General features: G+C 67.2%; 23 protein-coding genes. 16 read left to right on the forward strand and 7 right to left on the reverse strand.

The window, feature by feature from the left end; translation table 11 throughout:
* Window positions 1-135: 135 nt before the first annotated feature.
* From rnr to ACOMD9_RS12750, 10 genes are all read left to right on the forward strand, one after another.
* Entirely contained in the window at window positions 136-2,529 is a 2,394-nt protein-coding gene (rnr, locus tag ACOMD9_RS12705; protein ID WP_421415423.1) for a ribonuclease R, read from the forward strand.
* A gap of 29 nt (window positions 2,530-2,558) precedes the next feature.
* Complete coding sequence (gene rlmB / locus ACOMD9_RS12710) at window positions 2,559-3,344, forward strand: 23S rRNA (guanosine(2251)-2'-O)-methyltransferase RlmB (RefSeq protein WP_421415554.1); 786 nt, start codon at window positions 2,559-2,561, stop codon at window positions 3,342-3,344.
* 173 nt (window positions 3,345-3,517) lie between these two features.
* Window positions 3,518-3,889: a 30S ribosomal protein S6 gene (gene rpsF / locus ACOMD9_RS12715; RefSeq protein ID WP_421415424.1), complete on the forward strand. Its 372-nt coding sequence runs from the start codon at window positions 3,518-3,520 to the stop codon at window positions 3,887-3,889.
* A 33-nt stretch (window positions 3,890-3,922) separates the two neighbouring features.
* Window positions 3,923-4,150: a 30S ribosomal protein S18 gene (rpsR, locus tag ACOMD9_RS12720; RefSeq protein ID WP_016853668.1), complete on the forward strand. Its 228-nt coding sequence runs from the start codon at window positions 3,923-3,925 to the stop codon at window positions 4,148-4,150.
* 12 nt (window positions 4,151-4,162) lie between these two features.
* Window positions 4,163-5,014: a YybS family protein gene (locus ACOMD9_RS12725; RefSeq protein ID WP_421415555.1), complete on the forward strand. Its 852-nt coding sequence runs from the start codon at window positions 4,163-4,165 to the stop codon at window positions 5,012-5,014.
* A gap of 15 nt (window positions 5,015-5,029) precedes the next feature.
* Window positions 5,030-5,476 carry a 50S ribosomal protein L9 gene (gene rplI, locus ACOMD9_RS12730; protein ID WP_421415427.1) on the forward strand — a complete coding sequence of 149 codons (447 nt, stop codon included), beginning with the start codon at window positions 5,030-5,032 and terminating at the stop codon, window positions 5,474-5,476.
* A gap of 324 nt (window positions 5,477-5,800) precedes the next feature.
* Complete coding sequence (locus tag ACOMD9_RS12735) at window positions 5,801-7,297, forward strand: carbohydrate porin (protein WP_421415430.1); 1,497 nt, start codon at window positions 5,801-5,803, stop codon at window positions 7,295-7,297.
* A gap of 161 nt (window positions 7,298-7,458) precedes the next feature.
* A complete protein-coding gene (gene dnaB, locus ACOMD9_RS12740) occupies window positions 7,459-8,847 on the forward strand; it encodes a replicative DNA helicase (protein ID WP_421415432.1) in 1,389 nt (462 codons plus the stop codon).
* 82 nt (window positions 8,848-8,929) lie between these two features.
* Entirely contained in the window at window positions 8,930-9,223 is a 294-nt protein-coding gene (locus tag ACOMD9_RS12745) for a hypothetical protein (RefSeq protein ID WP_421415434.1), read from the forward strand.
* 155 nt (window positions 9,224-9,378) lie between these two features.
* A complete protein-coding gene (locus ACOMD9_RS12750; RefSeq protein ID WP_421415436.1) occupies window positions 9,379-9,681 on the forward strand; it encodes a DUF6482 family protein in 303 nt (100 codons plus the stop codon).
* Between the two features lie 17 nt (window positions 9,682-9,698).
* On the opposite strand, the gene ACOMD9_RS12755 is transcribed toward ACOMD9_RS12750, so the two are convergent.
* Window positions 9,699-10,421, reverse strand: a complete 723-nt coding sequence (locus tag ACOMD9_RS12755; protein ID WP_421415438.1) for a thiol-disulfide oxidoreductase DCC family protein — start codon at window positions 10,419-10,421, stop codon at window positions 9,699-9,701.
* Between the two features lie 117 nt (window positions 10,422-10,538).
* Between ACOMD9_RS12755 and hemH the strand changes: the two genes are divergently transcribed.
* Window positions 10,539-11,636, forward strand: a complete 1,098-nt coding sequence (gene hemH, locus ACOMD9_RS12760; RefSeq protein WP_421415441.1) for a ferrochelatase — start codon at window positions 10,539-10,541, stop codon at window positions 11,634-11,636.
* A gap of 9 nt (window positions 11,637-11,645) precedes the next feature.
* Here hemH and ACOMD9_RS12765 read toward each other — a convergent pair whose 3' ends face one another.
* Genes ACOMD9_RS12765 through ACOMD9_RS12790 form a run of 6 tightly spaced genes read right to left on the reverse strand, consistent with a single transcriptional unit; the run spans window position 11,646 to window position 17,540 of the window.
* On the reverse strand, window positions 11,646-12,083 hold the full coding sequence (locus ACOMD9_RS12765) for a Na+/H+ antiporter subunit G (RefSeq protein WP_421415443.1): 438 nt from the start codon (window positions 12,081-12,083) through the stop codon (window positions 11,646-11,648).
* A 10-nt stretch (window positions 12,084-12,093) separates the two neighbouring features.
* Complete coding sequence (locus ACOMD9_RS12770; RefSeq protein ID WP_421415446.1) at window positions 12,094-12,363, reverse strand: K+/H+ antiporter subunit F; 270 nt, start codon at window positions 12,361-12,363, stop codon at window positions 12,094-12,096.
* Window positions 12,357-12,854, reverse strand: coding sequence for a Na+/H+ antiporter subunit E (locus ACOMD9_RS12775; RefSeq protein WP_421415448.1), 498 nt, complete (start codon window positions 12,852-12,854; stop codon window positions 12,357-12,359). The genes ACOMD9_RS12770 and ACOMD9_RS12775 overlap by 7 nt, the downstream gene beginning before the upstream one ends.
* Window positions 12,851-14,392, reverse strand: a complete 1,542-nt coding sequence (locus ACOMD9_RS12780) for a monovalent cation/H+ antiporter subunit D (RefSeq protein ID WP_421415450.1) — start codon at window positions 14,390-14,392, stop codon at window positions 12,851-12,853. The genes ACOMD9_RS12775 and ACOMD9_RS12780 overlap by 4 nt, the downstream gene beginning before the upstream one ends.
* A complete protein-coding gene (locus ACOMD9_RS12785; protein WP_421415453.1) occupies window positions 14,389-14,730 on the reverse strand; it encodes a Na+/H+ antiporter subunit C in 342 nt (113 codons plus the stop codon). Before ACOMD9_RS12785 ends, ACOMD9_RS12780 begins: the two co-directional genes overlap by 4 nt.
* The gene (locus tag ACOMD9_RS12790; protein WP_421415455.1) at window positions 14,730-17,540 is read right to left on the reverse strand and encodes a monovalent cation/H+ antiporter subunit A; all 2,811 of its coding nucleotides are present in this window, start codon (window positions 17,538-17,540) and stop codon (window positions 14,730-14,732) included. Before ACOMD9_RS12790 ends, ACOMD9_RS12785 begins: the two co-directional genes overlap by 1 nt.
* Before the next feature lie 395 nt (window positions 17,541-17,935).
* Here ACOMD9_RS12790 and ACOMD9_RS12795 point away from each other — a divergent pair, with 395 nt between their 5' ends.
* Genes ACOMD9_RS12795 through ACOMD9_RS12815 form a run of 5 tightly spaced genes read left to right on the forward strand, consistent with a single transcriptional unit; the run spans window position 17,936 to window position 23,130 of the window.
* Window positions 17,936-20,266, forward strand: coding sequence for a putative monovalent cation/H+ antiporter subunit A (locus ACOMD9_RS12795; RefSeq protein ID WP_421415557.1), 2,331 nt, complete (start codon window positions 17,936-17,938; stop codon window positions 20,264-20,266).
* Complete coding sequence (locus tag ACOMD9_RS12800) at window positions 20,259-20,690, forward strand: Na+/H+ antiporter subunit B (protein ID WP_421415458.1); 432 nt, start codon at window positions 20,259-20,261, stop codon at window positions 20,688-20,690. The genes ACOMD9_RS12795 and ACOMD9_RS12800 overlap by 8 nt, the downstream gene beginning before the upstream one ends.
* A gap of 51 nt (window positions 20,691-20,741) precedes the next feature.
* On the forward strand, window positions 20,742-21,089 hold the full coding sequence (locus tag ACOMD9_RS12805) for a Na+/H+ antiporter subunit C (RefSeq protein WP_421415460.1): 348 nt from the start codon (window positions 20,742-20,744) through the stop codon (window positions 21,087-21,089).
* Window positions 21,086-22,660, forward strand: coding sequence for a Na+/H+ antiporter subunit D (locus ACOMD9_RS12810; RefSeq protein WP_421415462.1), 1,575 nt, complete (start codon window positions 21,086-21,088; stop codon window positions 22,658-22,660). Before ACOMD9_RS12805 ends, ACOMD9_RS12810 begins: the two co-directional genes overlap by 4 nt.
* Window positions 22,657-23,130 (forward strand): Na+/H+ antiporter subunit E, encoded by a 474-nt coding sequence (locus tag ACOMD9_RS12815; protein WP_421415464.1) that lies wholly within the window; start codon window positions 22,657-22,659, stop codon window positions 23,128-23,130. The genes ACOMD9_RS12810 and ACOMD9_RS12815 overlap by 4 nt, the downstream gene beginning before the upstream one ends.
* Window positions 23,131-23,136 lie beyond the last annotated feature (6 nt).

Raw genomic sequence — 23,136 nt, forward strand, 5'->3', positions numbered from 1 at the left:
GGTTGGGTCGTGTCGCTGCCGGCGCTATACTGCGGCCATGACAATAGACCTCACCAGCAAGACCCCACGCCCGCGGCGCTGCTCAAGTGCCTTCACGAGGACGCTGCTCCCGATGCTGTCAAGGATGCCCTTCGCATGACCCACTGGACGCTCAGCGACGACCCCCACGCCAGCCGCGAGGCCCACAAGTACGACAACCCCGCTCCCAGTCGAGAGTATCTGCTGGCCCGGCTGGAGGAGGCCGGCAAGCCGATCACCCACGAGGCCATGAGCCGAATGCTGGGCCTGGAGGACGAGGAGCTGCAGGAGGCCGTGCGGCGACGGCTGGCGGCCATGGAGCGCGACGGCCAGGTGCTGCGTAACCGCCGGAGTGCCTATGCGCTGATCGACAAGCTCGACCTGGTCAAGGGCAAGGTGCTGGGCCATCGCGACGGCTTCGGCTTCCTGCTGCGCGAGGACGGCAAGAAGCCGGACCTGGTGCTGCCGCCGCGACAGATGCGGCGCGTCTTCCACGGCGACTACGTGCTGGCGCGCATCAGCGGCCGCGACCGCCGAGGTCGTGACGAGGCGACCATCGCCGAGGTGCTCTCCCACAACACCCAGACCATCGTCGGCGTCTACCGCGAGAACACCCCCGAGTTCGGGGTGCTGATCCCCGAGAATCCGCGCATCACCCAGGAGGTGATCATCCCGCACAGCGCCTGCGGCGGGGCGAAGGATGGCCAGGTGATCTCGGCGAAGATCGTCCAGCAGCCCGAGACCCGGGTACAGCCGGTGGGCGAGGTGGTCGAGGTGCTGGGCGAACGCATGGATCCCGGGATGGAGATCGATATCGCCATCCGCAGCTACGAGATCCCCGCCGAGTTTCCGCCGGAGGTCCACGACCAGATCGCCGGCATGTCCGCCGCGGTGGCCGAGGACGACAAGCACCGTCGCATCGACCTGCGCGACGTGCCGCTGGTGACCATCGACGACGAGAGCGCCAAGGACTTCGACGATGCGGTCTGTGCCTGGAAGACCCGGTCCGGCAGCTGGAAGCTGCTGGTGGCCATCGCCGACGTCTCCCACTACGTGCGGCCGGGCAGTGCCCTGGACCAGGAGGCGATCCGCCGCGGCAACTCGGTCTACTTCCCCGGGCAGGTGGTGCCGATGCTGCCGGAGCTGCTCTCCAACGGGCTCTGCTCCCTGAACCCGGCCGTCGACCGGCTGGCCCTGGTCTGCGAGATGAACATCTCCCAGAGTGGCGCCATCAGCCGCTACCGCTTCTACGAGGCGGTGTTCCAGTCCCATGCGCGCCTCACCTACAACAAGGTGGCGGCGATCCTCGACGAGGACGACCCGGCCGGCGATGCGCTGCGCGAGGAGCATCGCGAGCTGGTGCCCTCGTTGAAGAACCTGCATGCCCTCTATCGGGTGCTGCGCGAGGCTCGGGAGGCGCGTGGCGCCATCGACTTCGAGACCACCGAGACCGCCATCGTCTTCAACGACGAGCGCAAGATCGAGCAGATCGTCCCGCGCAGCCGCAACGATGCCCACAAGATCATCGAGGAGTGCATGCTGGCGGCCAACGTCGCCACGGCTCGCTTCCTCGACAAGCACGACCTGCCGGCGCTCTACCGGATCCACGAGCGACCCTCGCCGGAGCGGCTGGACAAGCTGCGGCTGTTCCTGGCCGAACTGGGCCTGTCGGTGGGCGGCGGAGACGAGCCCACCCCCCAGCACTACCAGGAACTGGCCGAGGTGATCCGCGACCGTCCGGACGCCGACGTCATCCAGACGGTGATGCTGCGCTCCATGAGCCAGGCAGTCTACTCGCCCCATAACGAGGGCCACTTCGGCCTGGCCTATCCGGCCTACGCCCACTTCACCTCGCCGATCCGCCGCTATCCGGACCTGCTGGTGCACCGCGCCATCCGCTCGGTGATTCGCGGACCGCGCAAGACCAATACCGTGCTGCGCGCCGACGACGCCAAGGTGGAGCCGCCCAGCAAGTGGTGCCCCTACACCTTCGAGCAGATGCTCGAGCTCGGCGAGCACTGCTCGATGACCGAGCGGCGTGCCGACGACGCCACCCGCGACGTGGAGGACTGGCTCAAGTGCGAGTTCATGTCCGACAAGCTGGGCGAGGTCTATGACGGCTCCATCGCCTCGGTGACCCAGTTCGGCATCTTCGTGCGCCTCGACGAGGTCTATGTGGAAGGGCTGGTGCATGTCACCTCGCTGCCCTCCGACTACTACCACTACGAGCCGGAGAAGCACCGCCTCAAGGGCGAGCGCTCGGGCATGAGCTACCGGCTGGGGGATGGCGTCACCGTCCAGGTGGCCCGCGTCGACCTCAATGACCGCAAGATCGATTTCGAACTGGCCGACGACAAGCCGCGCCCGAAGCGCCAGCCCCGCAAGCGCCGCGCTGCCGGCGAGGGTGCCTCCGCCTCCCCGGAGGTCGCCGGTGCCGGCAAGGATGACAAGGGGGGCAAGGGCAGCAGGCGTCGCCGCGGGTCGCGCAAGCCCCGTGCCCGCAGCCGATGACGACGGGACGCAAGGGGCGGCATCGTGACATGAAGCGGGGGGCGGCTCGCCGCTCCCCGTCGGTGCCGGGTGGTCTCGAGGCCGTGTTCGGCGTGCATGCAGTGCGCGCCCTGATGGACCGTGGCGAGATGCCGCGGACGCTGTGGGTCCAGGAGGGGGACGCCGGCCAGCGCCTGGCCGAGCTGGTCGAGGCGGCGCGCCGGGGCGGTGCCCGTGTTCAGGTGCTGCCCCGCGACGAGCTTGACCGGCTGGCCCAGGGGGCGGCCCATCAGGGGGTCGTCGCCTTCTGCCCGCCGCTCTCGCCCGAGGGTGAGGCATCGCTGTGGCTGAAGCTCGAGGCCTGGCCCGGTGACGCCTCGCCGCCGCTGCTGCTGGTGCTCGACGGGGTCACCGACGTGCACAACTTCGGCGCCTGCCTGCGCTCCGCCGATGCCGCCGGCGCCCACGGGGTGATCGTGCCCCGGGACAAGGCCGCGCCCCTCAATGCCACGGTGCGCAAGGTGGCCTGCGGGGCCGCCGAGAGCATGCCCGTCTACCAGGTCACCAACCTGGCCCGCGCCATGGCCAGGCTCAAGGCGCTCGGTGTCTGGATCACCGGTACCGCCGGCGAGGCCGAGGCGATGCTCTACGAGGCCGACCTCACCGGCCCCACGGCACTGGTCATGGGCGCCGAGGGCAAGGGCATGCGCCGCCTGACCCGCGAGGCCTGCGACCAGCTGGTCAAGCTGCCCATGGCCGGCAGCGTCTCCAGCCTCAATGTCTCGGTGGCGACCGGCATCTGCCTGTTCGAGGCGGTGCGGCAGCGCCGCGGCTGAGGCGCTTGCCAGGTGCGCTGCTAATCTATAACATGTCCGCGCCCGTTCGTCCGTCGAGCGGGCATCGGCTGTTGCAGTCGATACCCTGTGTGGTCAAGAGTCTTTGACAATCACTCCTTGCTTCCCCGGAGCTCAGGCCTCCCGCGGAAGCTGCCAAACCGCAAGGAGATCCCATGCGTCACTACGAAATCGTGTTCATGGTCCACCCGGACCAGAGCGAGCAGGTACCGGCGATGGTCGAGCGCTACACCAGCCTCGTCACCGAGAACGGTGGTACCGTGCATCGCCTCGAGGATTGGGGCCGCCGCCACCTGGCCTACCCGATCAACAAGATCCACAAGGCTCACTACGTGCTGATGAACGTCGAGTGCGCGGGCGAGACCCTCGATGAGATCGAGAACATCTTCCGCTTCAACGACGCCATCATTCGCAGCCTGGTGGTGCGTTGCAAGGAAGCTGTCACCGAGGCTTCGCCGATGATGAAGCCGGCGGAAGAGAAGCGTGCCCGTCGCGACGAAAAGCCGCGCAGCGCCGAAACCGCCTGAGCCCACCCATCGCACGTTTGAAGGAGTCTTTCCATGGCACGCTTTTTCCGTCGCCGCAAGTTCTGCCGTTTCACCGCTGAAGGCGTGAAGCAGATCGATTACAAGGACCTGGACACGCTCAAGGCCTATATCACCGAGACCGGCAAGATCGTTCCCAGCCGTATCACCGGGACCAAGGCCCGTTACCAGCGCCAGCTGTCCACCGCCATCAAGCGGGCCCGCTACCTGGCGCTGCTGCCCTACACCGACAGCCACCAGTAAGAACGCGACGTGATGCTGCCGATCGCCCGCTGGATGATGCGGGGCACACCCCATGCCGTTGGCGGGGCGGCCCTGGCGTCATTCATCCCCTGGCTGTTCTGGCTGGGGGCCGCCATCGCGGCACTGGTCACCCTGCGGCGCGGCCTGGCTCCGGCCATGCCGGTGATCGTCGCCGCCGCGGTTCCGGCCGGCTGGTGGTGGACCCAGGGTGACGCCATTCCGCTGGCCAGCATCCTGCTGGTCACCCTGATGGCGGTGGTGCTGCGCTCCCGCATGCGCTGGAGCGAGGCATTGATCGCTGGCGTGCTGGCCGGGGCGGCCATGATCCAGCTGGGCGTCTTCCTGCCGCCCGGCGGGGCCGGCCCCATGCTGGAACAACTGCGCCAGGGCTCGGCCGAGGTCGATGGCCTGCTTCGCGAACTCGCCGCCCAGGGGTTCGACACCGACCAGCTGGCGGCACTGCTGATCAGCGGTGTCACCGGCCTGGTCGTGCTGCTGGCGGCCGTGGCATGCCTGGCGCTGGCACGCGGCTGGCAGGCGGGGCTCTACAACCCCGGCGGTTTTCGCGAGGAGTTCCACGGCCTGCGCCTGGCGACCCGGGAGCTCGCCATACTGGTGGTGCTCGGGGTGGTGGGCATGGTGCTGGGAATCCCGGCGCTGGGCCTGCTGGCCTGGGTGCCGCTGCTGGTGACAGGCATCGCGCTGGTTCACGGTTTCATCGGATTGAAGGGAATGAACGGGCTGTGGCTGGTAGCCTTCTATGTGCTGCTGATCACTACCTGGCCCATGATTCTCATCGTGCTGCTGCTGGCCTTCATCGATACGTTCGCGGATTTCCGCGCACGACTGGCCAGAAGCGACTGACAAGAGGTTAACGAGATGGAAGTCATTCTGCTCGACAAGATTGGCAAGCTGGGCGGTCTGGGTGACAAGGTCACCGTCAAGCCCGGTTATGGCCGCAACTACCTGGTGCCCTACGGCCTGGCCGTGCCGGCCACCAGGGACAACGTGGCGGCCTTCGAGGCCCAGCGTTCCGAGCTCGAGGCCCAGGCCGCCGAGCGCAAGGCCGTCGCCGAGGCTCGCGCCGCCCAGCTGGGCGAGATCGAGCTGTCGCTGGTGGCCAAGGCCGGTGACGAGGGCAAGCTGTTCGGCTCCATCGGCCCGCGTGATCTGGCCGAGGCCATCGCCTCCGCCGGCATCGACGTCGCCAAGAGCGAAGTCCGCATGCCGGAAGGCCCGATCCGCGCCACCGGCGAGTACGACATCGATCTGCACCTGCATGCCGAAGTCGACGCCACCGTGCGCGTGGTGGTCGTGGCCGAGTAAGCCTGCCTCCATCACCAGCACCCCCGGGGGCGCGAGGGAATCTTCCTCGCGCCCCTTTTTGATGGGCGCGGCGCTGGACTCGCGGTCCGGAGGGGGCAACCACGAGCCTGGCCGGCCAGTTAGACATTGGTAGTAATATTACATTTTCTTTTTTGCATCATCGGACTTAAACGATTAAGTTTGCGTCATGGCCTGTCGCACGTCCCGGAGCGACGGGTCGGTCGAGAGGGTTGCGGGTGGTGTGTGCCGCCAGGAAACTTAAACGATACAGTTTCCGGCTCCCCCCCTTTCCCTGCGAAAACAACCATAAAAGGATTCGCTTCGATGAAGACTGCCATGCTCAGATCCCCCCTCGTCGCCGCCGTCGCCGTGGCCAGCCTCGGCATGACTGGAGTCGCCGGCGCCGACACCCACCTCGGCCTGGAGGAGCGTCTGGCCGAGCTGGAAACCCGCATTGCCGCCGCCGAGCGGCGCGCCGATAACGCCGAACAGCGAGCGGAACTGGCCGAGGCCCAGGCCGAGGGGCGGCTGTCCGCCGACGAGGTCGAGGCGCGCCTCGCCAGGGTCGAGCGCCAGGCCAGCGGCGAGGAGGGCTTCTCCTTCAACGCTTATGCCCGCTCGGGGCTGCTGCTGGGCGAGGATGGCAAGAGTATTTCCGGCGGCCCCTACGTCACTCCCGCCGGCTCGCTGGGCGGCGCCGTGGGACGCCTGGGCAACGAGGGGGACACCTATGTCGAGGGCATCTTCAACTACCGGATGCGCTACGACAACGGCGCCCGGGCCCACTACCGGATGATGCTGGCCGACTCCGTCAGTACCAGCAACGACTGGACCGCCGACGAGTCGAACCTCAACGTGCGCCAGGTCTATGCCGAGTTCAGCGACCTGCCGAGCTTCACCGGGGCCTTCGAGAACGCCTCGATCTGGGCCGGCAAGCGCTTCGATCGCGACAACTTCGACATCCACTGGATCGACAGCGACTTCACCTTCCTGGCCGGTACCGGCGCGGGCATCTACGACATGCAGCTGGCCGATAACTGGACCTCCAACCTGTCGCTCTACGGCCGCAGCTTCAGCGACTTCGACATCGTCGGCAGCGAGGACCCGGGCAGTACCGACAGCCTGATCCTCACCTCGAACAACTACGTCGGCAACTGGCAGTTCATGGTCAGCGGCCTCTCCGCCGCCGACAACGACGAGCGTGCGCTCGAGAGCGGCGACAGTGCCGCCGACAGCGGCTTCCATACCATGGTGGCCTACCACGGCGACAGCTTCTTCGGCCTGGGTGAGGGCAACTTCAAGGCGGCACTGATCCACGGCCAGGGCCTGGGTGCCGAGGCCAAGGTGCTGGGTGCCGACGGCAGCCTCACCGAGGACGCCCAGGCGACCCGCCTCGGTATCTACGGCACCACCTACCTGGCACCCAGCTGGCGCGTGGCGCCCTCGATCCTCGCCGAGGCGAGCAAGGACCGCTACGTCGCCGGCGACGACTACAAGTGGGCCGGCCTCAACGTGCGCCTGGCCAACGAGCTGACCCGGAACTTCGAGATGCAGTACGAGGCCAGCTACCAGTTCATGGACCTCGACCCCCAGGGCTTCGACGGCCGCAATGCCGTCAGCGGTGACTTCGGCAAGCTGACCGTGGCGCCCACCTTCAAGCCCCAGGTCGGCGGCTTCTGGCAGCGCCCCGAGGTCCGCCTCTTCGCCTCCTATACGGACTGGTCGGACGAGCTCAACGACTATGGCGCCAGCTCCTTCGGCAGCGATGGCTTCATGGGCGGGCAGTGGAGTTTCGGCGTCCAGACCGAAGTCTGGTTCTGACGGCACCGGCCCGGCGCCTGCCGGGCCGCTGCCGGGCCTGCTGTTTCGATCCTTTCCCGCGCCCGATCACGGGCGCGGGCTTTTGCCGACCTGCGGGAGTGGGGTGGACCCCGCCCTTCGGGTAGAATGGCTTCGCCCGTTCCCCTGCAGGTTGCCAAGTGATGACCGACACCCTCGAGCTCGACAAGGAAACCGCCGCCCTCAAGGTGCCACCCCACTCCCTGGAGGCCGAGCAGTCGGTGCTCGGTGGCCTGATGCTCGACAACGCCGCCTGGGACAACGTTGCCGACCGCCTGGTATCGGATGACTTCTACCGCTACGAGCACCGCCTGATCTTCAACGTCATGGCGGGGCTCGCCGAGGGGGCGCGTCCACTGGACGTGGTGACGCTCTCCGAGGCGCTGGAGGGGCGCGACCAGCTCGATACCGTGGGCGGGCTGGCCTACCTGGCCGAGCTGGCCCGCAACACCCCCTCGGCGAGCAACATCCGCGCCTACGCCGATATCGTTCGCGAGCGGGCCACGCTGCGCAAGTTGATCCGCGCCGCCAGCCAGATCGCCGACGGCGCCTTCAGCCCCCAGGGGCGGCCGGCCGACGAGCTGGTCGACGAGGCCGAGCGGCTGGTCTTCCAGATCAGCGAGGAGCGCCCCAAGTCGGGCGGCCCCATCGGCATGAGCGAGCTGCTGGCCAAGGCGGTGGACCGCATCGACGAGCTGTTCAACATGCAGGGGGAGTTCACCGGTCTCTCCACCGGCTTCCGCGACCTGGACGAGATGACCTCCGGCCTGCAGCCCTCGGACCTGGTGATCATTGCCGGGCGCCCCTCCATGGGCAAGACCACCTTCGCCATGAACCTGGTGGAGCATGCGGTGATCGCCAGTGACAAGCCGGTGATCGTCTTCTCCATGGAGATGCCCGCCGATGCGCTGATGCTGCGCATGCTCTCCTCGCTGGGGCGCATCGACCAGACCCGGGTGCGTACCGGCCAGCTGGAGGACGAGGACTGGCCGCGTCTCACCTCGGCGGTCAACCTGCTCAAGGACAAGCAGCTGTTCATCGACGACACCGCGGCGCTGTCGCCCAACGAGATGCGCTCGCGGGTCCGGCGGCTGGTCCGCGAGCACGGCAACGTCGGCCTGATCATGATCGACTACCTGCAGCTGATGCAGATTCCGGGGTTCTCGGAGAACCGCACCGGCGAGATCTCCGAGATCTCGCGCTCGATGAAGGGGCTGGCCAAGGAGTTCGGCTGTCCGGTGATCTGTCTTTCCCAGCTCAACCGCTCCCTGGAGCAGCGCCCCAACAAGCGCCCGGTGATGTCTGACCTGCGCGAGTCCGGCGCCATCGAGCAGGATGCCGACGTGATCGCCTTCGTCTATCGCGACGAGGTCTACAATCCGGATAACCCGGACAACCAGGGGCTGGCCGAGCTGATCATCGGCAAGCAGCGTAACGGTCCCATCGGCACCGTGCACATGGCCTTCATCGGCAAGTACACGCGCTTCGAGGACCTGGCGCCGGACAGCTACGGCGGCGGCTTCGGCGAGTAGGCGCGCCCTTGAGTCCGGCCGCCGGCCCCGTATAATGCCCACCCCCCCGACACAGCAGCTTGACCCACAGGAAGGAGGCAGCATGGCAGGCGGATTCCGACGCGGCAATCGCCGTCGTACCCCGAAACTCGAGGCCCGCGGCGAGCTCCAGGCCCTGGAGCGCGAAGGCCCCTTCAAGGAGTGGCTGGGCATGCCGGACCTCTACCGTTACCACCTCGTGGTGGACGGCGAGAGCTACAGCTACCAGACCGAGGATGCCGAGTTGCCGGTGCAGGTCGGTGACCGGGTGGTGTTCCGCTACAAGGAGACCAAGGCCGGTAACTGGGTCGACCGCAATTCCCTGGGCAAGGCCATCGATCCCGCCGATTACCAGTGAGTCCGGAACCTGACGCATCGGTCAGGGTCACAGTACGATAACGTCGGGTACGCGACACCGTCATCGGGCGCAGCCATGCTGTGCCCTGTTCGTATCCTGTATCCGTCACCGTGATGCGACGTCCGAGCACGTCGCCTGTGACCCTGGAGGGAACCATGGATTTCAACGACCTCAAGGCCTTCGTGGCCAGCCGTGACAACTTCGAGATCCGCGTGATCGGCCACGCCGGCAGCCATGTCTACCAGGTGGAACTGGAGGACGTGGAGGGGGGCCGCCATATGCTGACCCGTTCCGGCAAGCCGGTGCTGTTCCGCAACCTCGAGGATGTCTACCTGGAGCTCAAGCGGGCCGGCATTCACCGCGCCTACCTGGTTCAGCAGGTGCCCCATGACGAGGTGATCGGCCGCGAGGCCCACTATCAGGACCCGCTGACCTCGCGCATGCCGCTGGTGTTCTGAAGCGGCGCCCTCGTCCCTCATCCCTTCCGCCGCCTCTCGAGCCAGCGCCCCAGGCGCAGCCGGCGGCGGGCGAACCATCCATAGCCCGCATCCATCAGCGGCGCGATCCCCGGCAGGCAGCTCAGCCACACCAGCCGACGATGGCCGAGCACGGCATAGAGCGCGCGGCTGGCGTCCATGCCGATGAACCAGCGCCCATCGGCGTCGCTCAGGTGCAGCCGGCCCATCATCCCCTCGAAGGTCTTCCCCAGCGCCTCGGCATCGAAGCCGGGCGCCTGGATATCCACCAGCACGACCCGCTCACGGCGCGGATGGCGTGACAGCCAGGCCACTTCCCGCCGGCAGAGGGGGCAGTGGCCGTCGTGGTAGAGGGTCACGGGCGCCCTGGCGCCCAGGGTGTCACGTCGGTTCATGCGCTGTTCTCCTGTCGATACCCGGCCAGATGGCGGGCCCTCTCCTCGTCGGCCTGCCAGGCGCTCGGCCTCGGGGATCAGCGCCTGGGTGTTGTCGGGATCATCCAGGGCGCTGTAGTGGACACGCAGGCCTCGCTCGCGCCGTTCCTCGGCGAAGTGGCGCATGGCCGACAGCATCATGGCGATCTTCTGGGGGTGGTGGGGCACGTAGCGACCCTCGGCGGCCACCTCGCAGAGGGCCACCATGCTGCCGTCGGGAAGGTCGGCGAGGCTGGCCAGGTCGTGGCTGAGCTGGTCGCCGAGTACCAGCACGAGGGGAGTGGTCATGGTTCGCCTCAAGTTGTACAAATTATCCTGATAGTACAACTTAATCCGGCTTCCCGGCGAGACTCCTGATAGACTGTCGATCCATTGCCCGTCATCGACCCGGAGGAGCCTCGCGCAATGACCTCACCCAACGTGGAGCCGCAACCGACCGACCTGGATACGCCCGGCAGCGGGCGCCTGGCCCATGCGCCGGCCGACCATCCCCCGGTGGCCAGGCCGAAGGTGGGCGTGCTGCTGGCCAACCTGGGCACGCCGGATGCCACCGATTACTGGTCGATGCGACGCTACCTGAGCGAGTTCCTCTCCGACAAGCGGGTGGTCGACTACCCGAGCTGGAAGTGGCAGCCGCTGCTGCAGCTGATCATCCTCTCCCGGCGGCCCTTCAAGTCCGGCGCGGCCTATCGCGGTATCTGGAACACCGAGAAGGACGAGAGCCCGCTGTTGACCATCACCCGGGAGCAGACCCGCAAGGTGGCCGAGGGGCTCCATGCGCTTTACGGCGACCAGGTGGTGGTGGACTTCTGCATGCGCTATGGCAACCCTTCCACCGACAGCGTGCTGCGCGGCATGCAGGCGGCGGGGTGCGAGCGGATCCTGTTCTTCCCGCTCTACCCCCAGTACGCCTCGCCGACCACCGCCACGGCCAACGACCAGGCCTTCCGCACCCTGATGAAGCTCAAGTGGCAGCCCGCCGTGCGCACGGTGCCGTCCTACTTCGACCATCCCGACTACATCGCCGCCCTGGCCAGCTCGGTGCGCGAGGCCTGCGATACGGCGGACACGCCCCCGGAGGTGCTGGTGGCCTCCTACCACGGCGTGCCCAAGCGCTTCTTGATGGAGGGCGACCCCTATCACTGCCAGTGCCAGAAGACCACGCGACTGCTGAGGGAGGCGCTGGGCTGGGCTCCGGACGAGGTGCAGACGGCCTTCCAGTCCAAGTTCGGGCCCGAGGAGTGGGTGGGGCCGGCCACCGTGGAGCATGTCGCCGAACTGGCCCGCCAGGGGAAGAAGCACATCGCGGTGATCTCGCCGGCCTTTGCCTCGGACTGCGTGGAGACCCTGGAGGAGATCGAAGAGGAGATCCGCGAGGCCTACCTCGAGGCCGGCGGCGAGACCTTCACCTACATTCCCTGCCTCAACGACCGCGACGACCATATCGCCGCCTTGCTGGCGGTGATCCGCAACGAGCTCTCGGGGTGGTGCCCGGCCCGGTGATCGCCGGGCTCAGCTCGGCAGCCTGGGGCGCTTGCGCTGGCGGCGCGTCCTCCAGGGGTGGCGGGCCTTGGCGGGGCGCGCTACCCGGCTCTGGCCGACATCCTCGTCACGGAACTCCGGGGTGGAGCCCCGGGTGCCGGTGATGAAGCGCAGGTGCATGTGCAGGCCGGTCTTGGCCAGCATGTGGCCGGTCACCGGGGCCGAGATGAACAGGAACAGGGTGATCAGCAGCTCCTGGACGTGGAACTCGCGCAGGGTGATGGTGAAGTAGAGCATCGAGGCGATCAGCACGCAGCCGATGCCCAGGGTGGTGCCCTTGGTGGGGCCGTGGAGGCGCATGAAGAAGTCCTTGAACTGCAGCATGCCCAGCGAACCGGTGAAGGCGAAGATGCCGCCGGCCACCAGCAGGAAGGCGATCACGCCCTCGGCGATAACGTAGAACGTCATGTCGGGCTCCTCACTCGATGATATCGCCGCGCAGCAGGTAACGGCAGATGGCCATGGTGCTGACGAAGCCGAGCATGGCGATCAGCATCGCCGCCTCGAAGTAGGTCTTGGTGTTGAGCCACAGCCCGAGCAGCACGATCAGCGCGATGGAGTTCACGTAGAGGGTGTCCAGGGCGAGCAGGCGGTCGGGAATGTCAGGACCGATCGCCAGGCGGTAGATGTTCATCGCCATGGCCAGCACGATCAGCATCAGGCTGATCAGCAGTGCGGTGTCTAGCATTCGAAGATCTCCTTGAGCGGCCGCTCGTAGTGGTCGCGGATCTCGCGGATGATGGCCTGCTCGTCGTGCATGTCCAGCACATGGATCAGCAGCGAGGAGCCGTCCAGGCGCAGATTGGTGGAGACGGTGCCGGGGGTCATGGTGATGGTGTTGGCCAGCAGGGTGATGGTCAGCCTGTCCTTGACCTCCAGCGGGTACTCGATGAAGCCGGGGTGTGGCTCGCGGCGGGGCGTGAGGATCAGCAGGCTGACATGGATATTGGCCTTGACGATATCCCACAGCACCAGCAGCACGAAGCGCACCAGCTTGATGGGGTGCCTCACACGCGGCAGTGGCTCCCAGAAGCCGCGGGTCAACAGCGGGATGCCCACGGCGAGGAGGGTGCCGAGCAGCAGCTGCCCCGGTTCGATGCTGCGCACCATCAGCAGCCAGACCGTCAGCAATACCAGCGACAGGGTGGGGGTGGGCACCAGGCGGGAGAGCGTGCTCATCGGGCGTCTTCCTCCAGCTGCTGGAACTGCGCCATGTGGCGTACGGCCTCGTCACCGAACAGCTGGGCCACCGGGGCGGCCGGGTCGGCGAGCTGGGCCGCGGTGGCGCGGGTGTAGTCGCTCACCGGACCGCCGAAGCCCACCAGCAGCGGGGCACTGGCCAGCAGCCAGAGCACCCCGGCGAGCTGGGCACGGCTGACACGGCCGGCGGCCACCTCGCCCTTGTAGCTGGCCCAGAAGAACACCGAGCCGGCTCGCGACATGGCGATCAGTGCGCAGAGCCCCGCCAGCAGCAGCAGCGGCCAGAGCCATGCCCGGGCACTGCCCTCGACGGCCTGCATCAGCAGGAGCTTGCCCAGCGCCCCGGCCAGGGGCGGCAGGCCGGCCACCGCCACGGCGGCGATCAGGAACAGGCCGCCCAGCAGGTGGCGCTGGTGCAGGCGGCGGGCGCGCACCAGGCGGGTCCCGGCCTTGCCCCGCTGCTGGCCGATCAACTCGGCGATCAGGTAGAGGGCGCCGCAGATCAGGGTGGTATGGGGCAGGTAGTAGAGCAGGGCGGTGGTGACTTCCGGTGTGGCGAGGGCGGTGCCGGCCAGCAGGGTGCCCACCGAGACCAGCACCAGGTAGGCGACCAGGGGGCGCAGGTCGCGGGCGGCCAGCACGCCGACCCCGGCCAGCAGGATGGTGGCGAGGCCCGACCACCAGAGCCAGGCGGCGATCGGCTCGGCGGCCGGGCTGTCGGCGAAGATCAGCGACTGTACCCGCAGGATGGCATAGAGCCCGACCTTGGTCATGATGGCGAACAGGGCCGCCACCGGGGCGGGGGCCGACGAGTAGGTGCGCGGCAGCCAGAAGTAGAGCGGCAGCAGTGCCGCCTTGAGGCTGAAGACCACGACCAGCAGCAGGGCGCCGGCGGTGACCAGCGCCACCTCGTCACCGGACATGGCGGCGATGCGACGGGCCATGTCGGCCATGTTGAGGGTGCCGGTGGCACCGTAGAGCACCCCCAGCGCCACCAGGAACAGTGCCGAGCCGGCCAGGTTGAGGATCACGTAGTGCAGGCCGGCGCCGACCCGTGCCTTGCCGCCGCCATGCATCAGCAGCGCATAGGAGGCCAGCAGCAGGATCTCGAAGAAGACGAAGAGATTGAACAGGTCCCCGGTGAGGAAGGCGCCATTGAGGCCCATCAGCTGCAGCTGGAAGAGGCCGTGGAAGTGGCTGCCGCGGGCGTCGTCGCCGGCGCAGGCGAACAGCACGCAGCCCAGTGCCAGCACCGAGGTCAGGGTCAGCATCATCGCCGAGAGGCGGTCGAGCATCAGCACGATACCGAAGGGGGCCTGCCAGTTGCCCAGGGCATAGAAGGTCAGCTCGCCGCTGCCCGCCCGCGTCAGCAGCCAGGCGCTGAGCGCCACCAGGGTGGCGGTCAGCATCACGCTGGCGCGGCGCTGGGTATCGTCGCTGGCCCTGCCGGACAGCAGCAGGCCCATGGCGCCGATCAGCGGCAGCAGGATCGGCAAGACGAGCAGGTGCTGGCTCATCGGCTGTCTCCCGCTTCGCCCTGCTGGCCATCGACGTGGTCACTGCCCAGCTCGCTGCGGGCGCGAATGGCCAGGATCACCACGAAGGCGGTCATGGCGAAACCGATGACGATGGCGGTGAGGACCAGTGCCTGGGGCAACGGGTCGGAGGGCGTGAGTGACTCGCCGATCACCGCGGCGGCATCGGTGTTCAGGCCGCCGGTGGAGAACAGGAAGAGGTTGACGGCATAGGAGAGCAGCGTCAGGCCGACGATCACCGGGAAGGTGCGGCCGCGCAGCAGCAGGTAGATGCCACTGGCGGTCAATACGCCGACGACCAGCGAGAAGAGGGCTTCCATCAGCGTTCCTCCAGGCTTGGGCGGTGAATGGTGGTCACCCGGCCCAGGTTGATCAGGATCATCAGGGTGGCGCCGACCACGGCCAGGTAGACCCCGACATCGAAGAGCATCGCCGAGGCCAGCTCGATCTCGCCGATCAGCGGGATGTCGAAATGGCCGAAGGCCGAGGTCAGGAAGGGGTAGCCGAACAGCCAGCTGCCCATGCCGGTGGCCGTGGCGATGGCCAGCCCCGACACGGCCACCACCGGATAGGAGATCGGCAGGCGTTCACGGGTCCAGTCATGGCCCCTGGCCATGTACTGCAGGATCAGCGCCACGGCGGTGATCAGCCCGGCGATGAAGCCTCCCCCGGGCTGGTTGTGGCCGCGCAGGAAGACGTAGACCGAGACGAGCAGCGCCAGCGGCAACAGGATCTGCGCCACCACGGCGAGGATCATCGGATAGCGGTGGCGCGACCAGCGGATACCCTCGAGGTTGCCCGCCGGCATGAACAGCTTGAGGCGGTTGAGCAGCTTGAAGGTGGCCAGGCCGGCCAGCGTCAGCACGGTGATCTCGCCCAGGGTATCGAAGCCACGGAAGTCCACCAGGATGACGTTGACCACGTTGGTGCCGCCGCCACCGGGCAGGCTCTCGCGCAGGAAGAAATCGGCAATGGTCAGGGTCTCGCGGGTCAGCAGCGCATAGTTGAGCATCGCCACCACCAGCCCCAGGGAGGCGGCCAGCAGCAGGTCACGCAGGATGCGTCTGCTGGACACCATCAGCGGAGGACGCTGGGGCAGGAAGAACAGCGCCAGGATCAGCAGGATCATCGACACCACCTCCACCGAGAGCTGGGTCAGCGCCAGGTCGGGGGCGGAGAAGCGTACAAAGGTCAAGGAGACGGTCAGGCCCACCACCGAGAGCATCAACAGCGACACCAGCCGCCAGCGGTGGCTCAGCGCGCTGCCGATGGCCCCGAAGACGATCAGCCCGGCCCCCAGCACCAGCATGCCGTCCAGGGGTTGCAGGCCGCGTTCGCCGGTGAGGGCGTCGAGCCGGGTCAGGCCGATGCTCGCCATGGCCAGGGCACAGAGGATCAGCAGCGCCTGGTAGCGCTGCAGCGAGCCGTTCTCCAGGCGCAGGGTCAGCCACAAGGCCGCCTTGATGACACGCTGCACGACGGCCTCGAACATCAGCCCCGCATCACGGGTCGGGAAGAGGGCGGCGATGCCGGCGAAGCGCCTGTGGTGGCGCAGCACCAGGACCCCGCCCGCCACCGCGACTGCGCTCATTGCCAGCGGCAGGTTGAGGCCGTGCCACAGTGCCAGGGTGAACAGGGGGGAGGTCTCGCCCTGCACCGCCAGGCTGGCGGCGTTGACCAGCGGGGCGGCCAGCGTCATCGGGAAGAGGCCGACCAGCAGGCTCATGGCGGCCAGGAACAGGCCCGGTGCGAGCATGCCCCTGGGCGGGTCATGGGCCTTCAGGGGTGGCTGGGCCTTCTGCTCCCGGGTGAGCTTGGGGGCGGCGAAGAACAGGCTCCAGATCAGGCGCAGCGAGTAGGCCACCGAGAGCATGGCACCCACCACTACCAGCAGCGGGATGATGCCGCTCAGTGCGCCGAGCAGGTTGTTGATCAGGCTCTGCTCGAACAGCATCTCCTTGGAGAGGAAACCATTGAAGGGCGGGAAGCCGGCCATGGCGGCCCCGGCGAGTATCGTCAGGGTGCCGGTGAGCGGCATCATCGACCACAGGGCGCCGAGGCGGTCGATGTCCCGGGTGCCGGTCTCGTGGTCGATGATGCCCACGCTCATGAACAGCGCCGCCTTGAAGGTGGCGTGGTTGAGGATATGGAATACGGCGGCAACGAGGGCCAGCGGGCTGCCCAGGCCCAGCAGCAGGGTGATCAGGCCGAGATGGCTGATCGTGGAGAAGGCCAGGATTCCCTTGAGGTCGCGCTCGAGCAGGGCGAACCAGGCGGCATAGAGCAGGGTGGCCAGGCCCACCAGTGACAGGGAGACGGCCCACGGGACGGTGTCACCCAGCGCCGGGTTGAAGCGGGCCAGCAGGAAGACCCCGGCCTTGACCATGGTGGCCGAATGCAGGAAGGCCGAGACCGGGGTCGGGGCCGCCATGGCGTGGGGCAGCCAGAAGTGGAAGGGGAACTGGGCCGACTTGGTGAAGGCACCGAACAGCACCAGGGCCAGGATCAGCGGGTAGAGATCCGAGGCGCGGATCGCATCGCCGGCGGCCAGCACCTCGGCCAGGGCGAAGCTGCCCACCACCTGGCCGATCAGCAGCAGGCCGGCGAGCAGGGCCAGGCCGCCGGCGCCGGTCACGGCCAGCGCCATGCGCGCACCGCGGCGGGCGTCGCTGCGATGTCCCCAGAAGCCGATCAGCAGGAAGGAGGAGATGCTGGTGAGTTCCCAGAACAGCCACAGCAGCAGCAGGTTGTCGGCCATGACGATGCCGAGCATGGCGCTCATGAACAGCATCATGTAGGCCAGGAAGCGCCCGTCATCCTCGTCAGGCGAGAGATAGTACCCGGCATAGAGGAGTATCAGGCTGCCGATGCCGAGGATCAGCAGCGCGAACAGCAGGGTCAGGCCATCGATTCGCAGTGCCAGGTCGAGGCCCAGCAGCGGTATCCAGGGGAGCGACTGGCTGACGACCTCACCGCCGATCACCACCGGGGCATGCAGAAATATCAGGACCAGGGCCAGCAGGGGGGCGACCAGTGTGGCGGCGACGCAGATCCCGCGGCCATGGCGTGAGGTGAATACCGGTACCAGGGTGCCCAGGAGAGTGAGGATGGGTATCCACAGCAATGCCATCTGTCTGCTCGTCCACGCTGTGGCGGGGAAGCGCAATCGGCCAGGCCGGGCACCGGGACAATGGGGTGCGCTGTGGCCCAGGCAGCCGCGTCACCGCCTGGCTGGTCTTTCCCCGACGGTCGTGTCACCGTCGAAGCGCTGGCGTGCGACAAAGGGACGCTCAAGAAATGGCAGAATAATCATTCACTAATGATAAGATGCCGCCTTTCGTTTAAGGTGGGGAAACGCCCTTTCTTGCCACTCGTCGGCGAGAGTCTATAGGCTTTCACTATTGATAAAAAGACTGGCGGGTGGTGCACCGCATCATTCATTAGGCGAATGCTGACCCAGATCAGTCCTTGCCGATGTGTCCGCTGTCCACCTGTGGACGATCCAGACCAGGAGAGCTTCGTGTGATGCAACTCGCTGTGCTGTCGGGTTTCGTGCTGGCTGCCTTCGCGCCCCTGCTGCATCGCTGGTGCGGAGCCCGGACCAGCTTCGTGCTGGCGGCCTATCCGGCGGCCCTGGCGCTGTGGTTCCTCGGCCGCTTGCCGGCCGTGATGGAGGGGGAGGTGCTCACCCTGGTCCTCGAGTGGGTCCCGGCGCTGGGCATGAGCCTGACCTTCGTCATCGATGGCCTGTCGCTGCTGTTTGCGCTGCTGATCACGGTGATCGGTACCTTCGTGCTGATCTACGCCGGCGGTTACCTGAAGGGGCACCCGGACCTGGTGCGCTTCCATGTGGTGATCCTCGCCTTCATGGTATCGATGCTGGGCCTGGTGCTGGCCGATGGCCTGATCACCCTGTTCGTCTTCTGGGAGCTGACCAGCATCACCTCCTACCTGCTGATCGGCTTCAACCATGCCGACCTGGAGGCGCGCAAGTCGGCCCGCCAGGGGCTCTTCGTCACCGTGGCCGGTGGCCTGGCGCTGATGGCCGGCCTGGTGATGCTGGGTATCGCCGGCGGCAGCTGGTCGCTGGCCGAGCTCAACGCCATGGACGACCTGCTGCGCGAGCACGAGCTCTACACGCCGCTGCTGGTCTGCCTGCTGCTCGGCGCCTTCACCAAGTCGGCCCAGTTCCCCTTCCACTTCTGGCTGCCCAACGCCATGGCCGCACCCACGCCGGTGTCGGCCTACCTGCACTCGGCGACCATGGTCAAGGCGGGTATCTACCTGCTGGCTCGCCTGCAGCCCGGCCTCGGCGGCACCGAGCTGTGGGTGGTGACGCTCTCGGTGGTGGGGTCGCTGACCATGTTCACCGGGGCCTTCCTGGCGATCCGCCACACCAACATCAAGAAGCTGCTGGCCTACTCCACGGTGATGGCGCTGGGGGCGCTGACCATGCTGCTGGGCATCGGCACCGAGGGGGCGCTGATCGCCTTCGTCACCTTCCTGCTGGCCCACTCCCTCTACAAGGGGGCGTTGTTCATGGTGGCCGGCATCCTCGACCACGAGACGGGCACCAAGGACGTCACCGCCATGGGCGGGCTGCGGCTGCTGATGCCGGTCACCGCGGTGGTGGCGCTGATCGCCGCCCTGTCCCTGGCCGGGGTGCCACCGCTGTTCGGCTTCATCGCCAAGGAGCTGATGTTCGAGTCGGTGCTCCAGGCGAGTGCCTATCGCTGGCTGATCGTGCTGCTCGCCTTCTCCGCGGCGATCCTGACCATCGCGGTGGCCGCCATCGTGGCCCTGCGCCCGTTCTACGGCCAGCACCGCCAGACGCCGCGGGTCGCCCACGAGGCGCCCGCCTCCATGCTGCTGGGACCGGCAGTGCTGGCGCTCCTCTCGCTGCTGCTGGGCCTGGTCCCGGCGCTGGCCGGCACCCGGCTGCTCGCCGCGGCTGCCTCGGCGGTGGTGGGCGAGCCGATCTCGGTGTCCTTGTCGCTGTGGCATGGCATCAACCTGCCTCTGCTGATGTCGCTGGTCAGCCTGGCGCTGGGCTACCTGCTGTTCCGCCGCTGGGACCGGGTGAGGGCGCGCCTGGCCCGCCTCGACCCGTTGCTCTCCCGCGGCCCGGAGGCCGGCTATGACGCCTTCATGGACAAGGTGACGGTGGTCTCCGAATGGCAGACCCGGGTGCTGCAGAACGGCTACATGCGCAACTACATCCTGGTGATGATCCTCACGCTGATCGTGCTGGTGGGCAACTCGCTGCTGCTGCGTCATGCTCCCGAGATCGCCTTCCACCTGGACGTGCGCTTCCACGAGGCCATCGTGGCCGGGATGATGGTGATGGGGGCGCTGTTCGCCAGCATTTCCCGCTCGCGCCTCGGCGCCGTGGTGTCGGTGGGCATCATGGGCTTCTCCATCGCCCTGACCTTCATCCTGTTCAGTGCCCCCGACCTGGGCATCACCCAGCTGCTGGTGGAGACCCTCACCGTGATCCTGCTGGTGCTGGTGCTGTTCCGCCTGCCGCGCTTCGCCACCCTGTCGACGCCCCTGGAGCGGGTGCGCGATGTCGCGGTGGCCGGCAGCATGGGGATCCTGATCACGCTGCTGGTGCTCACCGCCTGGGGCATCGACCAGTTCGTGCCGATTTCCGGCTACATGGTCGAGAACAGTGCGCCGCTGGGCCATGGCCGCAATATCGTCAACGTCATCCTCGTCGACTATCGTGCCCTGGATACCCTGGGCGAGATCTTCGTGCTGGCCCTGGCCGCCATCGGCGTCTTCGCCATGCTCAAGCTGCGCGCCCCGGAAAAGCCGAGGAAGAGTGCGTCGGTCAAGGAGAATGCCGATGGTTAAGTCAGGCACCATCATCCTCAACACCGCCGCGCGGCTGCTGATGCCGCTGCAACTGCTCTTCTCGATCTTCCTGCTGCTGCGCGGCCATGACGAGCCGGGGGGCGGCTTCATCGCCGGCCTGGTGGCGGCGGGTGCCTTCACCCTCTACCTGTTCGCCTTCGGGGTCAGCGCCACCAAGGAAGTGCTGCGCATGGTGGACCCCCGGGACCTGATCGGCATGGGCCTGCTGCTGGGCATGATCTCGGTGTTCCCGGCCTGGTTCATGGACCAGCCCTTCCTCACCGCCCAGTGGTGGACGATCCCCGGCATCGACTTCAAGGCCTCGACGCCGCTGATCTTCGACATCGGCGTCTACCTGGCGGTGCTGGGCTCGGTGCTGACCATGGTCATGACGCTGATGGAGGTGGACAAGGATGAGCCCTGAACACGTGACCGCTCTCCCGGTCGATGCCCCCATGACCCTCGGAGGTGCGCTATGGAACCGGTAATGGCCGTGGCCATCGGCCTGCTCTATGCCTCGGCGATCTTTCTGATGCTGCGTCGCTCCATCGTCAAGCTGGTGATCGGGCTGATGCTGCTCTCCAACGCCGCCAACCTGCTCATCTTCACCTCGGCGGGGATGACCCGCGGTGCCCCCCCGCTGATTCCCGAGGGCATGCTCGCGCCGGTGGGGGAGGTGGCCGACCCGCTGCCCCAGGCGGTGGTGCTCACCGCCATCGTGATCGCCTTCGGCGTGCTGGCCTTCGCCGTGGTGCTGATTCGCCGCGCCTACGAGATCGTCAAGGCCGATGACCTGGACAAGATGAAGGATACCGACACGTGAGGCCCGAAGTCGCACTTCCCGTCCTCCTCCCGCTTCTGTCGGGCGCCATCTCGCTGCTGTTCTGGCGCTCCCGGCCCATGCAGCGCTTCACCGCCGTGGCCGGCAACCTGGCCCTGCTGGTGGTGGCGCTGTGGCTGATGGCCTCGGTGCACGCCGAGGACTACGTGGTGATCCAGATGGGGGGGTGGAAGGCGCCCTACGGCATCTCCCTGGTGGCCGACATGCTCAGTGCGGTGATGATCGTGCTGACCGCGCTCATCGGCCTGGTGCTGTCGGTCTACTCGCTGGCCTCCACCGGGCCGGACCACGAGAGGTTCGGCTTCTACCCGCTGATGCACCTGCTGCTGGCCGGGGTGGCCGGCGCCTTCCTCACCGGCGATATCTTCAACCTCTATGTGTGGTTCGAGGTGATGCTGGTGGCCTCCTTCGCGCTGCTGATCCTCGGCGGCGAGAAGGCGCAGATGGAGGGGGCCATCAAGTACGTGACCCTCAACCTGCTGGCCTCGGTGATCTTCCTCACCGCCATCGGCCTGCTCTACGGCATGGTCGGCACCCTCAACATGGCCGATATCGCCCTGCGCCTGCACGAGGCGGAGCACCAGGGCATGGTGGAGGTGCTGGCGGTGATGTTCATGGTCGCCTTCGGCATCAAGGCGGCGGCCTTCCCGCTGTTCTTCTGGCTGCCGGCCTCCTACCATACCCCGCCGGTGGCGGTCTCGGCGCTGTTCGCCGGCCTGCTGACCAAGGTGGGCGTCTATTCGCTGTACCGCGTGTTCACCCTGATGTTCGACCAGACCATGGACTACACTCAGGACCTGCTGATCTGGGGGGCGGCCCTGACCATGGTCACCGGGGTGCTCGGGGCAGCCGCCCAGTACGAGTTCCGACGGATCCTGTCGTTCCACATCGTCAGCCAGATCGGCTACATGATCCTGGGCCTGGCGCTGTACACGCCACTGGCCATTGCCGGCGGCATCTTCGCGGTGATGCACAATATCGTGGTCAAGACCAACCTCTTCCTGATCAGCGGCATCACCCGGCGCCTGCAGGGCACCTACCAGCTCAGGAAGATGGGCGGGCTCTACAAAGAGCGCCCCTGGCTCGCCGTGGCCTTCTTCCTCTCGGCCTTCTCGCTGGCCGGGGTGCCGCCGCTGTCGGGCTTCTTCGCCAAGTTCGTGATCGTGCGGGCCGGCATCGAGGCCGAGGCCTATGTGGTCACCGGCATCGCCCTGGCCGTGGGTCTGATGACCCTCTACTCCATGGTCAAGATCTGGCACGAGGTGTTCTGGAAGGCCCTGCCGGAGGATAACCTGGTGCCCGAGCAGGAGACCGTGGTGGGTGACGACAGCCGCATGGTCAGGCCGAGCCTGTGGCTGATGACCCTGCCGGTCGGCGCGCTGGCGGCGATGGCGGTGCTGATCGGCGTCTTCGCCCAGCCGCTGATGGTGATGATGAACACCATCGGGGACCAGCTGATGCACCCGCAGGGCTACATCGACGCCGTGCTGGGGCAGGGGGCCGACGCCACCGAGGCCCTGCTGGAGATGCCGCACGAGGAGGTGAGCCCATGACCGGTGCCATCTGGAACCTGCTGCTGGCCCTGGCCTGGGTGGTGCTGAGCGGCGACTTCACCGGCCTCAACCTGGTGGTGGGCCTGGTCTTCGGCTACATCGCCCTGGTGCTGATCGAGCCCCAGGTGGAAGCCCTGCAGGGCTACCCTGCCAGGGTGCCGCGTATCCTGCGCTTCCTCGGGTTCTTCATCAAGGAGCTGCTGATGGCCAACCTCAAGGTGGCCTTCGACATCCTCACCCCGCCCTGGCACATGAGGCCGGGGGTGATCGCCATGCCGCTGGAGGCGAGGACGGAACTCGAGATCACCATGGTGGCCAACCTGATATCGCTGACACCGGGGACCCTGAGCCTGGACGTCTCCGACGACCGCAAGGTGCTCTACATTCACGCCATGTTCCTCGATGACGAGGAGGAGCTGCGCCACAACCTCAAGGAAATGGAATGCCGTGCCCTGGAACTGTTTCGCTGAGCGTGC

The sequence above is a fragment of the Halomonas terrestris genome (genome assembly GCF_049166755.1).
Taxonomy (GTDB): Bacteria; Pseudomonadota; Gammaproteobacteria; order Pseudomonadales; family Halomonadaceae; genus Halomonas.

What these genes read in the sequence shown, in the direction of transcription:
- ACOMD9_RS12725 (WP_421415555.1), top strand. Translation starts at nt 4,163, where the DNA reads ATGCTGCCGATCGCCCGCTGGATGATGCGGGGCACACCCCATGCCGTT.
- hemH (WP_421415441.1), top strand. Translation starts at nt 10,539, where the DNA reads ATGACCTCACCCAACGTGGAGCCGCAACCGACCGACCTGGATACGCCC.
- ACOMD9_RS12795 (WP_421415557.1), top strand. Translation starts at nt 17,936, where the DNA reads ATGCAACTCGCTGTGCTGTCGGGTTTCGTGCTGGCTGCCTTCGCGCCC.
- ACOMD9_RS12745 (WP_421415434.1), top strand. Translation starts at nt 8,930, where the DNA reads ATGGCAGGCGGATTCCGACGCGGCAATCGCCGTCGTACCCCGAAACTC.
- ACOMD9_RS12815 (WP_421415464.1), top strand. Translation starts at nt 22,657, where the DNA reads ATGACCGGTGCCATCTGGAACCTGCTGCTGGCCCTGGCCTGGGTGGTG.
- rlmB (WP_421415554.1), top strand. Translation starts at nt 2,559, where the DNA reads ATGAAGCGGGGGGCGGCTCGCCGCTCCCCGTCGGTGCCGGGTGGTCTC.
- ACOMD9_RS12780 (WP_421415450.1), bottom strand. Translation starts at nt 14,392, where the DNA reads ATGAGCCAGCACCTGCTCGTCTTGCCGATCCTGCTGCCGCTGATCGGC.
- rpsR (WP_016853668.1), top strand. Translation starts at nt 3,923, where the DNA reads ATGGCACGCTTTTTCCGTCGCCGCAAGTTCTGCCGTTTCACCGCTGAA.
- ACOMD9_RS12785 (WP_421415453.1), bottom strand. Translation starts at nt 14,730, where the DNA reads ATGGAAGCCCTCTTCTCGCTGGTCGTCGGCGTATTGACCGCCAGTGGC.
- ACOMD9_RS12805 (WP_421415460.1), top strand. Translation starts at nt 20,742, where the DNA reads ATGGAACCGGTAATGGCCGTGGCCATCGGCCTGCTCTATGCCTCGGCG.
- dnaB (WP_421415432.1), top strand. Translation starts at nt 7,459, where the DNA reads ATGACCGACACCCTCGAGCTCGACAAGGAAACCGCCGCCCTCAAGGTG.
- rnr (WP_421415423.1), top strand. Translation starts at nt 136, where the DNA reads ATGACCCACTGGACGCTCAGCGACGACCCCCACGCCAGCCGCGAGGCC.
- ACOMD9_RS12770 (WP_421415446.1), bottom strand. Translation starts at nt 12,363, where the DNA reads ATGCTAGACACCGCACTGCTGATCAGCCTGATGCTGATCGTGCTGGCC.
- rplI (WP_421415427.1), top strand. Translation starts at nt 5,030, where the DNA reads ATGGAAGTCATTCTGCTCGACAAGATTGGCAAGCTGGGCGGTCTGGGT.
- ACOMD9_RS12755 (WP_421415438.1), bottom strand. Translation starts at nt 10,421, where the DNA reads ATGACCACTCCCCTCGTGCTGGTACTCGGCGACCAGCTCAGCCACGAC.
- rpsF (WP_421415424.1), top strand. Translation starts at nt 3,518, where the DNA reads ATGCGTCACTACGAAATCGTGTTCATGGTCCACCCGGACCAGAGCGAG.
- ACOMD9_RS12775 (WP_421415448.1), bottom strand. Translation starts at nt 12,854, where the DNA reads ATGAGCACGCTCTCCCGCCTGGTGCCCACCCCCACCCTGTCGCTGGTA.
- ACOMD9_RS12790 (WP_421415455.1), bottom strand. Translation starts at nt 17,540, where the DNA reads ATGGCATTGCTGTGGATACCCATCCTCACTCTCCTGGGCACCCTGGTA.
- ACOMD9_RS12750 (WP_421415436.1), top strand. Translation starts at nt 9,379, where the DNA reads ATGGATTTCAACGACCTCAAGGCCTTCGTGGCCAGCCGTGACAACTTC.
- ACOMD9_RS12735 (WP_421415430.1), top strand. Translation starts at nt 5,801, where the DNA reads ATGAAGACTGCCATGCTCAGATCCCCCCTCGTCGCCGCCGTCGCCGTG.
- ACOMD9_RS12800 (WP_421415458.1), top strand. Translation starts at nt 20,259, where the DNA reads ATGGTTAAGTCAGGCACCATCATCCTCAACACCGCCGCGCGGCTGCTG.
- ACOMD9_RS12765 (WP_421415443.1), bottom strand. Translation starts at nt 12,083, where the DNA reads ATGACGTTCTACGTTATCGCCGAGGGCGTGATCGCCTTCCTGCTGGTG.